Consider the following 12,293-nt stretch of genomic DNA (forward strand, 5'->3'; position numbering starts at 1 on the left):
CGACATGCCCCAACGCTATATCAAGAAAATACTGAATGCCCGCGTTTACGATGTTGCCAATAAAACGCCGCTGACCGAAGCCGTCAGCCTGTCGCGGCGCTTCGGCAACAACATTTTTTTGAAGCGTGAAGATTTGCAGCCGGTATTCTCGTTCAAGATTCGCGGGGCCTATAACAAATTGGTGCAGTTGTCGGAGGAGCAGAAAGCCAAGGGGGTAATCTGTGCGTCCGCCGGTAATCACGCCCAGGGCGTGGCCTTGTCGGCAAAAAAACTGGGCATCAAGGCCGTCATTGTAATGCCCCAGACAACGCCGGAGATTAAAGTGAGGTCTGTGCGTGAGCACGGTGCCAAGGTGGTGCTCAGAGGCGACGCTTTCGACGAAGCCGCGGCCCACGCCCACGAGCTGATTGAAAAGCATGGTTATACCTACATTCCTCCCTACGATGACCCAGACGTGATCGCCGGCCAGGGCACGGTCGCTATGGAGTTGTTCTGGCAGTTCAGCAAGCCCATCCACGCGGTGTTTATCTGTGTCGGCGGTGGCGGGCTGATTGCCGGTATGGCCGCCTACATAAAATATCTGCGCCCGGAGATAAAAGTGATAGGTGTAGAGCCGGAAGATTCAAACTGCCTGCAGGCGGCCATGAAAGCCGGTGAGCGGGTAATACTGGATGAAGTTGGGATATTTGCCGACGGCGTGGCTGTGAAACAGATTGGTGCCTACCCTTGGGAAATCTGTAAAGACCACGTAGACGAAGTGATTACCGTATCCACTGATGAAATCTGCGCCGCGATCAAAGACATTTTTGAAGACACACGCTCCATCGCCGAACCTGCCGGGGCGCTCGGTGTGGCCGGTATCAAAAAATACATAGAACGGGAAAAAATCGAGAACGAAAATCTGATCGCGACCCTCAGCGGCGCCAATATGAACTTTGATCGCCTGCGTTATATCTCGGAACGTACCGAAATCGGCGAGAAGCGCGAAGCTATCCTGGCGGTGACCATTCCGGAGAAGCCCGGCGCGTTTAAAACCTTTATCAACGCCTTGCACAAGCGCAATATCACCGAGTTCAATTACCGTTACGCGGATAGCAAGCAAGCCACGATATTTGTCGGCATTCAGATTCAAGCCGGGGGCTTAGGGCGTGATGAGCTGGTGCGGGAACTGCGCGAGACCGGCTATTTAGTACTGGACCTGACGGACAGCGACCTGGCCAAGCAGCACATTCGCCACATGGTGGGCGGCCACGCTCCAGGTATCAGCAATGAAAAAGTGTTTCAGTTCGAGTTCCCCGAGCGTCCCGGTGCCCTGCTGAAGTTTTTGATGTCCTTGGGCACCCGTTGGAATATTTCGATGTTTCATTATCGCAACCACGGCGCGGCTTACAGCCGCGTGCTGTTAGGCGCTGAAGTGGACGATGACGAAGTGAGAGATTTTGAAAAAATGCTTGAAAAGGTCGGTTTCCGCTATGAAAACATGACCGATAACGAAGCCTACCAGCTGTTTCTAGGGGCAGGAAACGGCAACGGCCATTCCAGCTGAGTGCGGTGCGGGCGCTCAGTGCCCGCCCGGATTGTCAGGGTTACTGAAAGTTAATCTGCCAAAAATTGTAAAATGTCGGTGGAGTGATAGTCTTCCTTTCTTCTACCAACGGAGGCATCAGTCCTCCGTTTCCTGTTTGGGTTACCACAGCAGTTCCGGAGTTAAGAAATGGGCCGCAAGCCAGATATGATCCGCACCATCGCACTGATATTCGCTGTTGGCCTTATTATTACCGGATTCACCTCGCTGCAAGCGTCCGAGCAAAGCTCCCGAGCGGCAACGCCTTCGTATCAGGCCACTATGTCTCAGCCCACTGTCCGATAACAGCCACGCTCGGTGACCACCGAGTGCAAAGGCACATCCCAAGACTCAATCGGTAAGCTGTCCACCCGCTGAAAATCATGGGCCAGGCCAATCAGCTTGGGCGCGAGCCGTGGCCGAGTGCGACAGAACGCAAATGTGCGATCGTAAAACCCTCCGCCCATGCCCAGTCTTCCTCCGTGCTCGTCAAACCCTACCAGCGGAAACAAGATTGCGTCCATGGCCCAGGCTGGCCGTTTCAGGCCGGCGCTAAACGCAGGTTCCGCAATGCCAAAACGATTGGAGCGCAGGCGGGTGTGCGACGTGTAAGGACTGAATACCAGCTTTCCGGGTATTAGCGGGTGCAACACCGGCAAGTAAACGCGTATGCCGCGGCGGCGTGCAGCCTGCACATAGGGCAGCGGGCTGATTTCACCATCGTTTGGCAAGTAAATGGCAATGTGGCGGGCGCGATAAAGGTCAGGGTTGGCTAGCAGGCGCTTGGCCAGTTGCTGCGATGCGTGTCTTTGTTGCAAAGGAGACAGAGCGTTGCGTTGTTGGCGCAAGTGTCTGCGTAACTGATTGCGGGAGGTGTTCTGGTGTGCCGAAGACGGTAAAAAAAAGGGGTGGGCGATGTTGTCGCTCAAAATAAAGCTTCCCGGGCTGCCGTTATCGGATGTAGGTCCTTGAACCCAAGTTCAAGGTCGGTGACCGCTGTGACATATTAGGCTTTCCCCCGTAGGGGACATGCTCACAATGCCCTAAAGTGGCCACCTGGGTAAAGCGCATCGGCTCGAGGACGTACCCGACGAGCGTACAGCCCAGGAAGGTGATCCCATTATAGGGTCAAGATGGGGGCTTATTGCAAGTGCTCTTGGTTATTCTGTTAAAAAACGTCGCTTGTTGCTGTTTTATAAGCTGTTTCTGTTACTTTAGGGCAACGTTAAGCTTGTCGTCCATGGCCTTTAGCAGCGTGCTGCTGCCTTCTGACATGGTATCGCGCTCCAGCATTTCGTTGGTGATATTCAGCGCCGCCATCACCGCAATTCGCTCGGTTCCAAACACCTTGCCGCTGTTACGGATCTCCCGCATTTTACGGTCCAGATGCCGTGCCGATCGCAACAATGCTTCCTGTTCCTCCTCGGGGCAGGTAACCAGGTATTCCTTGTCGAGAATTCTCACCTCAACAGTCGATTTGGTGGACATTAATGCTGCTCCAGTGCCCGCAGGCGGCCTATCATGGCTTCAATTTTGGTTTTTGCCAGGTCGTTTTTATGAACCAGCTGGGCGCGCTCGCGAATCCAGTCTTCCTGGCGTTTTTTCAGCGACTGGTTTTCCATATCAAGCTTGCCGTAGCGCTCAAGAAGCTGATCTAGCTTGTCCGCCAACACCTGTACTTCGGGCTGTTCCATGGGGCGCCTGATCTCGATGGGTGATAAGAATCGACAACTATAAGTGTTGCACGGGATAACGGTCAATTTACAGCTCTGTTATCCCGTTTTGGGTAAAGATTTCAGACGTCGTCCAGTACTTGCCAGCCCGGCCGCCGGCCGCGTCGCCAGGCGCTCAGCGCCGGCACCAAACCAATCACCAGCGCTGCCACCGGCACCGTTGCCAGCAGAATCCACTCGACCTGGCTCAGTGGGCGCAGTGTGAGCAAAACGCCGTAGTTTGCCTGTAGCCAAGGGCTGACTGCGGCTATACCGGCAGCGCCCAGCGCCAAGGCTAAAGCGCAGGCCAGCAGTGCGACAGCCAATGATTCCAGCAGATACAGACTGGCAATTAAGCCCGCAGAGGCGCCGGTGGCGCGAAGTATGGCGATTTCGGCTGATCGCTGGGCCTGTAACGTCAGCAGCACCGTCGCCAGGCTAATCAGACATACCACGACCACAAAGCCGGTGATGCCCAACAGCGCTTTCTCAAATTGGCCCAGCAGTCGCCAGAGCTCGCTCAGGGCCACGCCAGGCAGTATGGCGGTTAGCGGCTCTTCGCCATAGGTGTTGATGTCGCGCTGAATGCGAAAGGTCAGTACTTTGTGCTCTACGCCGGCAAACGCGGCGGTAATGTTGGACGGGGTAAAGTTGCGCTCTTTGGCCTGTTCCAGGGTGAGGGTACGGCCGGGAATGCCAACGCCGGATTCCCAGCCCACATGCATGGCTTCCATGCTGTTCAGGCTGATATAAACCGCCTGGTCTACCGGCGTGCCTGTGGCATCAAGCACGCCGGTTACGGTAAACGGTGTGCTGTCGTGGCGGGCGAAGCTCACGCTGCCACCGCCGTGGCCCATAATGAGCTGGTCGCCAACGTTATGATTAAAGGCGCGGGCTACATCGGCGCCCAATACCACTTCAAACAGATCGTTAAACCACTGGCCGCGCTGCAGTGCGAGTGGCTGGCTACGGCCATAGCGAAAGTGCTCGAACATGGCGCCGGTGGTCGCCACCACGCGGTGGCCGTTGTAGCTGTCGCCCAGGGAAATGGGGATCAGCCAGCTTAAACGCTCGTCACCCTGTAGCGCCTGGTAGCTTTGCCAACTAAGGTTGTTGGTCGCATCGCCAATGTGAAACACGCTGTATAGCAGCAGGTTTAACTGACCGCTGCGGGCCCCGATAATCAGATCTGTATTGCTGATGGTGTTGGTGAACGACTGGCGGATTTCGCTGCGCACGTACTGAATGCCCAGTAGCAGACTCACGCTGAGCGTTAGCGTGAGGGTAACCAGCAGCAGTATTCTCCGCCGGTGCCAAAGGCTGGATTTGGTAAGGCTCAGAGCAAGGCGGGCAGTCATGAGGATAGCCATGAGGGCTGCTCCAGTTCAATCTGGTGGTGAAAATGGTGTGCCAGGGCCGGGTCGTGACTGACAAACACCACGGAAGTTCTATTTTGATGTGCCATCTCCAGCAGCAACTGCATAAAGCGGTCCCGATTGTTGCTGTCCAGCGCCGAGGTGGGCTCGTCAGCCAGAATCAGCTCTGGTGCGCCCATCAACGCGCGGGCGGCCGCAACCCGCTGCTGTTGGCCAATGCTCAGCTGCGCGGGTTTTCGGCTATGCAATTCCTGGGGAATGGATAGCTCTGTCAGTAGTGTTGTTGCTTTGGCGTAAATGGCTGCCTGGGTATCTGAATGACTGGCGTCTGAGCCAATGCGATCACGGCGAGCGCGGGATAGCTGACAGGGCAGGGTGACATTAGCCAGCGCGGTCAAATAGGGCACCAGATTGAACTGTTGAAAGATCACGCCGATATGGTCGGCGCGAAAACGGTCCCGTGCCGAGGGTGCGAGGCTTCCTATAGATTTCCCCAGCAGGCGTATTTCGCCGCTATCTGCGGTGTTTAGCCCGGCCAGAAGGCCTAGCAAGGTGCTTTTACCGCTGCCGCTGGCCCCCCGTAAAAACAGGTGGTCGCCGGCGTTCAGAGTAATATCTGGAAAAGTCAGAGCAGGCTGGCGCGACTGCCAGCGAAAGCTCAGCTCGCGGGTTTGTAGAGAGGGCAGAGAGGGTAGCGAAGGCAGGGCAAGCGGAGAGCTTGCGCTGTCAGAGTCTGGAGTGATCATGGTGGCTGTCGTTTTGGTCATGGTGATTGATTCTGGCGGGTGTATGATAACGCTTTTCACTCCACAACTTGGCGGGGTTAAACGAATACATGATTAATAAGCTGCACAGAGTGAGTTGTGTTCGGCGCTGTTTTGCTTTGCCCCTGGGGTTGCTGCTAATGGTATTTTTACCTTTGGCGCACGCGGAGCTACCGGAGATTGATTGGTTGGATTTGATGCCGGCGGAAGATCTGGCATTGCTAGAGAGCATGCCGGAAATTGTGCACGATGGCGAAGGCCCGCCCTTGCTGCCGGACGAAATCATGACAGGGCGTGTGGTAACGGCCATGGCGAATACCCGGGGTCGTATTCCAGGTTTCGTGGTGCCGCTGAAGACCACAGAGGATATGCGCATTCTGGAGTTTTTCCTGGTGCCTTATTTTGGTGCCTGTATTCATGTACCACCACCGCCGCCCAATCAACTTATCCATATGAAGTACAAAAAGGGCTTCAAGCTGACTGCGCTCTACGACCCGGTCTGGGTTGAGGGTACGATTCTGATTGACCGTACCGAGAATGTGATCGGGATTTCGTCTTATTCTATGGCGGTGGAGTCAGTTTATCCTTATGAGCCTTGATGCTTTTGGGCTTTTCAGAGCTGGAATTGGTTATCGGGTGAGCTCAGTTTTGCGCTGCCCTGGGTGCTGTTGGTTACCCACTCCACGTCCAGTTCCTGTATCTCCGGAAACTGGTCAATCAACGGAGTTGTAAGCTGGCCGCCGATATCCGCGCTTTTGCAGTTGAGCACCTGACTGACTTCTATGTTGGCGTGTTCGTTCATCGTTTCATCATGATGGTGGTCGTGATTATGATGATCTTTTTCAGCGGCTTTTGCGTTGAAGTCCATGCTGGCAGACTCCACCGTGCAGTTGCCGCTAGCAGGCGTAATGAGTGCCTGGGTCGTTAGCCACTGCCTGGCGTTTTCCAGGGTCTGTTTTTGTTGCTCGGTGCGTGGTTGGTGTTCGAACCCCAGCAGGTTGTAGGCGGGGCTGGTCAGAATCAGGTCAATGTTGTTGTTTTCCACCGCTATCTGCAGCTGGGCGTGGCCGTGTTGGTGTGGTTGCTGTTCGCTGGCGGTGCTGGCAGTGGTCAGTGCGCACAAACACAGGCCAATGGCGAAATTCAGAGAGTTTATGGATTTAAGAGAGGTTAGAGGGTTGCGGGATGTCATGACTGGCTCCTGTAAAGTTATGTTATAACATCTTTAACTGAGCGCGATGAAAAAGCAACAGAATGTGCTCTAAAGCAACAGAAAGTGCCATGGAGGCGCTGGAATGCTAGGATAATGGCAATCTTTATTATTCCTCTATCAGGGTTTTTTCATGTCTGTATCCGATGCTTCCGCTGCTCCAAATATCGAGATTTCTGCGGAATTCGAGCGCTGGGCCAATGTATTTTTGGCGCACAAAGCGTTCAGCCATCCGTCTGAGTTACACGGTGTGCTCTGTGGTCGTTTCGCCGCCGGTGGGCGTATGCAAGAAGACGAGTGTGCCTCCATGGTATGCGAACATATCGGACTGGCTTCGACAGCGCTGGAGGAATCGCCGGAGCTAAGAGTGTTCGCTGCGGGTATTTACCAGCAGGCCCTGGCGCAGCTGAGCAGTATGGATATGAGCTTTCAGCCCCTGCTGCCAGACGATGATTATGCGCTTGAGCAAAGGCTGGAGTCGCTGATTTCCTGGGTGCGTGGTTTTCTGGCGGGTATGGCACTGGCGGCGGGTGAGTCGCTGGGGGAGGCGCCGGAAGAAATCCGCGAGCTGATGGAAGACATGGTCGCCATCAGTCAGCTGTCTGACGAAGAAGACGCCAGCGAAGAAAACGATCAGCAACTGGTAGAAATTACCGAGTATGTCCGGTTGGGTGCGCTGGCGGTGTTTACCGAGTTTAACGAGCCGGAGCAACCGCCCAAGACGCCCCCTACTCTTCATTAGGACCCATTAAGATTCACTAAAGCTGGTTGGAGACTGTATGACGTCGATGATACCTGTAAAGGAATTTGCGGAACGTCGCCGCAAGCTGATGGACCACATGGCGCCGGACAGCATTGCCATTCTGCCTTCGGCGCCAGAACGCGTACGTAATCGCGACGTTTTGCACCCGTTTCGCCAAGACAGCGACTTTCATTATTTAACCGGCTTTGGTGAGCCTGAATCGGTGCTGGTGTTGATTCCCGGGCGCGCTCATGGCGAATCGGTGTTGTTCTGCAAAGAGCGCGACCCTTCGAAAGAACAGTGGGACGGCTTTTTAGTGGGCCAGGAGGGCGCCGTTGAGCGTTACGGCGTGGACGACGCTTTCCCGATTGGTGACATCGACGACATCCTGCCGGGCCTGATTGAGGGCCGCAGCCGCATTTATTACCCGCTGGGTAAAGACCGTGGTTTTGACACCCGTGTTATGGACTGGGTAAAAGTGATTCGCAGCAAGGTGCGCACCGGCGCTCGCCCCCCCGGCGAATTTGCGGCCGTAGAGCATCTTCTGCACGATTTGCGTCTTTATAAAAGCGCGAATGAAATCAAAGTGATGGCCAAGGCCGGCGAAATCTCAGCCCAGGCCCACTGTAACGCCATGAAACTCGCCCGCGAGGGCCTGAGTGAATACCACTTGGAAGCCGAACTGATTCATACGTTCCGTCAGCACGGCACCCGCGAGACGGCGTATCCATCTATTGTGGGTGGCGGCGTGAACGGCTGTATTCTGCATTACATCGAAAACAGCGAGCCCCTGAACAACGGCGATCTGGTGTTGATCGACGCCGGCTGCGAACTGGAATGCTACGCCTCGGACATTACTCGCACGTTTCCGGTGAGCGGCCATTTCAGTGAGCCTCAAAAGGCGCTTTATAACGTGGTGTTGAATGCCCAGTACGCTGCGATTGATGCCGTGCGCCCCGGCAACCACTGGAATCAGCCCCACGAAGCAGCGCTGAATGTGCTGACCCAGGGCCTGATTGATCTGGGCCTGATTGCGGGGCCTGTTGATGACGCCATTGCCAATGAGACCTTCAAGCCGTTTTTCATGCATCGCACCGGCCATTGGTTAGGGTTGGACGTGCACGATGTGGGTGATTACAAAGTGGGTGATGCCTGGCGCCAGCTGGAGCCGGGCATGGTCATGACGGTAGAGCCGGGGCTGTATGTGTCACCGGGTAACACCGATGTGGATGAGCGCTGGCGCGGAATTGGCATTCGCATTGAAGACGACGTAGTCGTCACCAGAGACGGCTGCCGCGTACTGACGGACGGCGTGCCAAAAACAATCGACGAAATTGAAGCATTAATGGCGGGCTGAGCGTGACGGCAAACGATACGGATACCGATATCCTGATTGCCGGCGGCGGGTTAGCCGGGGCGACCCTGGCTTTGGCGCTGGCGCGCATGGTGCCGCAACTGCGTGTCACCGTGGCAGAGACTTTTCCTCTTGCCAGCAACGCTGAGCCTGATAGCTACCAGCCCAGCTACGATGCGCGCTCTACTGCCTTGGCCTGGGGTTCCAGGCTGATTTATGAGCAGTTAGGCTTGTGGTCTGCATTGGCACAGCACGCCGCCCCGATACGCCACATTCACGTATCGGACCGTGGTCACTTTGGCGCTGCCCGCCTGCACGCCGCAGAATACCGCCAGGACGCGCTGGGCTACGTGGTGGATAACCGCTGGATGGGCCTGTGTCTGGTGCGTGAGCTGTTAAAAACGCAGGTGCAATGGTTGGCACCGGCAGAGGTAACTGACATGACCTGCCACGGTGATAATGTGCGGGTGACGGTAACCACCGCAGGCGAAGCCCGGGAGCTGAGCGCACGCTGCCTGGTGGTGGCCGACGGCGGCCGTTCCGACTTGCGTGAGCGCCTGGGGTTTCAGATTCGGCACCAGCCCTACGGCCAGAATGCGTTGATTGCTAACGTAACCACCGCCGACAGCCATCAGTTTGCTGCCTACGAGCGCTTCACCGACAGCGGCCCCATGGCGTTGCTACCCCACGGATCGCCAACCTGCGCTAGCCATCAGTCAGCGCTGGTGTGGACCTTATCGAACTCCGAGCTGGAACAGGTGTTGGCCATGCCCGACGCCGACAAATGCACGCGTCTACAGCAACGCTTTGGCTGGCGCCTGGGGCGCTTCACCCGCATTGGCGAATGCAATCACTACCCGCTGGCGCTAACGCTGGTAGACAACCCGGTGCGCCCGGGCGTTGCGTTGGTGGGCAACGCCGCACACAGTTTGCACCCGGTGGCGGGCCAGGGTTTCAATCTGGCCCTGCGCGGATTGATGACGCTGGTGGAGCAATTCCGCCTGGCCAGTGAGCAAGGCTGCAACCCCGGTGAACTTGCGGTATTGCAGCGTTACCAGCAATTACACCAGAGCGACCGGGTGCAAACCGCAGGTTTTTCCGACTCCCTGATTCAGATTTTTGGCTCGCCACTGCCACCGCTTGCGGCGGCCAGAGATGCCGGTTTAATGGGGTTAGACCTGGTGCCCGCGGCAAAACGTTGGTTTGCAGGCAGCGCCATGGGCCTGGGCGGTCGCAAAGCCCGCATTCAGCGTCCCGGTTCCCATAACAGCAAGGCGCTGAGCCATGACTGAAGCGCAGAGCTCACAAACGCCCACCGTGGCAGACATTATGATTGTTGGTGGCGGTATGGTGGGGTCGGCCCTGGCTTTGGGGTTGGCGCAACAGGGCTGGCACGTCGTTCTGGTTGAGGCCAGCCCCCTGGCGAAGTTGCAGACCGCCGCTCAGCCGGCGACCAGTGTTGATGATTTCGAACCCCGTGTGAGCGCCATCTCTATGGCCAGCCAGCGTTTGCTGGAAAAGCTTGGTGCCTGGGCCGAAGTGGCCGCGGGTCGTCATTGCCCGTACCAGATGATGGCCGTGTGGGACGCCGAGGGCACTGGGCGCATCGAATTCGACGCCGCAGAGATGCGCGCCGAAGCGCTGGGCACTATTATCGAAAACCGCCATATTGTGCGGGCCCTGTTTAATGCTCTGGAGGCCAGCCCGGCGACCATTATCAGTGGCGCCAAGGTTGCTGGCTGGCTGGCGAACGGGCCGAATGGAGAGGGTGGAGATGCGCCCGGTATTCGCCTGGAAGATGGCCAGCAGCTGCGGGCGCGATTGGTGGTAGCGGCAGATGGCGCGCAATCACGGTTGCGTCAGTTAGTAGGCTTACCTACCCGCGAATGGGATTATGATCAACAGGCCATTGTGGCCACGGTGCGCAGCAAGCAGCTGCACCAGTACACCGCGCGCCAGAGCTTTTCCCGCACCGGCCCGCTGGCGTTTCTGCCGTTGCAAGCTGATAACGGCGACGAGAATTTTTGTTCGATTGTGTGGTCGCAGGACACGCTTGAGGCCCGTCGCCTGATGGCGCTGGACGACGCCGCTTTCAATGCCGAACTGGAGCGTGCCATAGAACTTCCGGTGGATTCGATTGAAGCGATTTCCCGTCGCTTTGCGTTTCCTCTGCGCCAGCGCCACGCCATGGATTACACAGCGTCAGGCTTTGCGCTGGTTGGCGACGCCGCGCACAGTATTCATCCGCTGGCCGGCCAGGGTGCCAATTTGGGTTATGGCGACGTGGCGGTATTGCTGGAGGAATTGAAGCGTGCCCGCAAGCTGGGCCTGAACCCCGGGGATGCTCTGGTGCTGGGGCGCTACCAGCGCCGCCGCAAATCGGAAAATTTGACCATGATGGCAGCCATGGAAGCCTTGAAGCAGCTCTTCGGCCGTGACGAACTGCCGTTACGCTGGCTGCGCAATCAGGGTATGAACTGGCTTAACCAGCTGGCGCCCCTGAAAAACCGCTTGGCCGCAGAGGCGATGGGTTTAAAGGATTAAGGGCTTAAAGGATAAACCTTTGTAAGCAGCCATTTTAGCCGCGCTGTTCGAGCGTCAGAATGGTGTTTTTACATTTCAGGGAAGTATTGATGGCCGGAAGCAGCCTGTTCTTATTAATCGACGACATTGCCACCATACTTGACGACGTATCGTTGATGACCAAAGCTGCCGCCAAGAAAACCGTCGGCGTGCTGGGTGATGACCTGGCATTAAACGCGCAACAGGTAGCCGGCGTAAAGCCTTCGCGGGAGCTACCGGTGGTGTGGGCAGTTGCAAAGGGGTCGCTGCTGAACAAGGCTATTTTGGTGCCTGCGGCGGTGGCTATCAGCTTTTTTGCGCCTTGGCTGGTAACGCCCCTGTTAATGCTGGGTGGTGCTTTTCTGTGTTACGAAGGCGCGGAAAAGCTGGTGCACCGGTTTTTGCACAAAGCCGAACACGACCAGCATAAAAAAGATCTGAAAGAGGCCCTGAAAAATCCGCAAGTCGACTTGAAACAGGTCGAAAAAGACAAAATAAAAGGTGCGATCCGCACCGACTTTATCCTGTCGGCGGAAATCATCGCGATTACCCTCGGCACAGTAACTCAACAACCTATCGGCATGCAGTTCGCCGTGCTGTCAGTGGTGGCTTTGATGATTACGGTGGGTGTTTACGGTCTGGTGGCGGGTATTGTAAAACTGGACGATGGCGGCCTGTACCTGACAAAAAAAGACGGCGCTCTGGCGCAAAAGCTGGGCCACGGTATTCTGTGGTTTGCGCCTTATATGATGAAAACCCTGTCAGTACTGGGCACCATTGCCATGTTTTTGGTGGGTGGGGGCATTCTTACCCACGGATTCTCCGCCATCGGCCACGGTATTGAGAGTTTTGCCGCAGGCTTGGGCGAATCGGCTGGCGCGATGCTTGGCACGATAGTGCCCATACTGGCTAACGGCCTGTTCGGTTTGGTCGCAGGGTTGCTGCTAGTCGCAGTGCTGACGCCACTGTTGAAGAAATTTAAAAAGCCAGAAGCTCAGCAAGGCTGAGG

Annotated in this window: 14 protein-coding genes and 1 other RNA gene; 8 read left to right on the top strand and 7 right to left on the bottom strand. The window is 56.4% G+C overall.

Annotated elements, in window-relative coordinates; all coding sequences use genetic code 11:
* The first annotated feature begins 4 nt into the window (after nt 1–4).
* Both ilvA and ATG98_RS21845 read left to right on the top strand, forming a co-directional pair.
* A complete protein-coding gene (ilvA, locus tag ATG98_RS09960) occupies nt 5–1,546 on the top strand; it encodes a threonine ammonia-lyase, biosynthetic (RefSeq protein ID WP_098420907.1) in 1,542 nt (513 codons plus the stop codon).
* A gap of 168 nt (nt 1,547–1,714) precedes the next feature.
* Complete coding sequence (locus ATG98_RS21845) at nt 1,715–1,870, top strand: hypothetical protein (RefSeq protein WP_179888102.1); 156 nt, start codon at nt 1,715–1,717, stop codon at nt 1,868–1,870.
* On the opposite strand, the gene ATG98_RS09965 is transcribed toward ATG98_RS21845, so the two are convergent.
* From ATG98_RS09965 to ATG98_RS09990, 6 genes are all read right to left on the bottom strand, one after another.
* Nucleotides 1,852–2,493, bottom strand: coding sequence for a 5-formyltetrahydrofolate cyclo-ligase (locus tag ATG98_RS09965; RefSeq protein WP_098422838.1), 642 nt, complete (start codon nt 2,491–2,493; stop codon nt 1,852–1,854). The genes ATG98_RS21845 and ATG98_RS09965 overlap by 19 nt on opposite strands.
* 4 nt (nt 2,494–2,497) lie before the next feature.
* A non-coding RNA gene (gene ssrS / locus ATG98_RS09970) (6S RNA) lies at nt 2,498–2,677 on the bottom strand.
* Between the two features lie 96 nt (nt 2,678–2,773).
* Complete coding sequence (locus tag ATG98_RS09975; RefSeq protein WP_098420909.1) at nt 2,774–3,052, bottom strand: cell division protein ZapA; 279 nt, start codon at nt 3,050–3,052, stop codon at nt 2,774–2,776.
* A complete protein-coding gene (locus ATG98_RS09980) occupies nt 3,052–3,258 on the bottom strand; it encodes a TIGR02449 family protein (RefSeq protein WP_098420910.1) in 207 nt (68 codons plus the stop codon). The genes ATG98_RS09975 and ATG98_RS09980 overlap by 1 nt, the downstream gene beginning before the upstream one ends.
* Nucleotides 3,259–3,359: 101 nt before the next feature.
* The gene (locus ATG98_RS09985) at nt 3,360–4,646 is read right to left on the bottom strand and encodes an ABC transporter permease (protein ID WP_228706079.1); all 1,287 of its coding nucleotides are present in this window, start codon (nt 4,644–4,646) and stop codon (nt 3,360–3,362) included.
* Nucleotides 4,631–5,419: an ABC transporter ATP-binding protein gene (locus ATG98_RS09990; RefSeq protein WP_098422840.1), complete on the bottom strand. Its 789-nt coding sequence runs from the start codon at nt 5,417–5,419 to the stop codon at nt 4,631–4,633. The genes ATG98_RS09985 and ATG98_RS09990 overlap by 16 nt, the downstream gene beginning before the upstream one ends.
* 137 nt (nt 5,420–5,556) lie before the next feature.
* On the opposite strand from ATG98_RS09990, the gene ATG98_RS09995 reads away from it, so the two are divergent.
* Nucleotides 5,557–6,015 carry a DUF3299 domain-containing protein gene (locus ATG98_RS09995; RefSeq protein WP_228706080.1) on the top strand — a complete coding sequence of 153 codons (459 nt, stop codon included), beginning with the start codon at nt 5,557–5,559 and terminating at the stop codon, nt 6,013–6,015.
* 14 nt (nt 6,016–6,029) lie between these two features.
* Here ATG98_RS09995 and ATG98_RS10000 read toward each other — a convergent pair whose 3' ends face one another.
* Nucleotides 6,030–6,608 carry a DUF2796 domain-containing protein gene (locus ATG98_RS10000; RefSeq protein ID WP_098422842.1) on the bottom strand — a complete coding sequence of 193 codons (579 nt, stop codon included), beginning with the start codon at nt 6,606–6,608 and terminating at the stop codon, nt 6,030–6,032.
* A gap of 151 nt (nt 6,609–6,759) precedes the next feature.
* On the opposite strand from ATG98_RS10000, the gene ATG98_RS10005 reads away from it, so the two are divergent.
* From ATG98_RS10005 to ATG98_RS10025, 5 genes are all read left to right on the top strand, one after another.
* Nucleotides 6,760–7,368, top strand: coding sequence for a UPF0149 family protein (locus tag ATG98_RS10005; protein WP_098420914.1), 609 nt, complete (start codon nt 6,760–6,762; stop codon nt 7,366–7,368).
* 37 nt (nt 7,369–7,405) lie between these two features.
* Nucleotides 7,406–8,725: a Xaa-Pro aminopeptidase gene (gene pepP / locus ATG98_RS10010; protein WP_098422844.1), complete on the top strand. Its 1,320-nt coding sequence runs from the start codon at nt 7,406–7,408 to the stop codon at nt 8,723–8,725.
* Nucleotides 8,726–8,727: 2 nt separating this feature from the next.
* On the top strand, nt 8,728–10,014 hold the full coding sequence (gene ubiH / locus ATG98_RS10015; protein ID WP_098422846.1) for a 2-octaprenyl-6-methoxyphenyl hydroxylase: 1,287 nt from the start codon (nt 8,728–8,730) through the stop codon (nt 10,012–10,014).
* Nucleotides 10,007–11,266 (top strand): UbiH/UbiF/VisC/COQ6 family ubiquinone biosynthesis hydroxylase, encoded by a 1,260-nt coding sequence (locus ATG98_RS10020; RefSeq protein WP_098420917.1) that lies wholly within the window; start codon nt 10,007–10,009, stop codon nt 11,264–11,266. Before ubiH ends, ATG98_RS10020 begins: the two co-directional genes overlap by 8 nt.
* 89 nt (nt 11,267–11,355) lie before the next feature.
* Entirely contained in the window at nt 11,356–12,291 is a 936-nt protein-coding gene (locus ATG98_RS10025) for a DUF808 domain-containing protein (RefSeq protein ID WP_098422848.1), read from the top strand.
* The last annotated feature ends 2 nt before the right edge of the window (nt 12,292–12,293 follow it).

Source organism: Marinobacter sp. LV10R520-4 (assembly GCF_002563815.1).
Taxonomy (GTDB): domain Bacteria; phylum Pseudomonadota; class Gammaproteobacteria; order Pseudomonadales; family Oleiphilaceae; genus Marinobacter.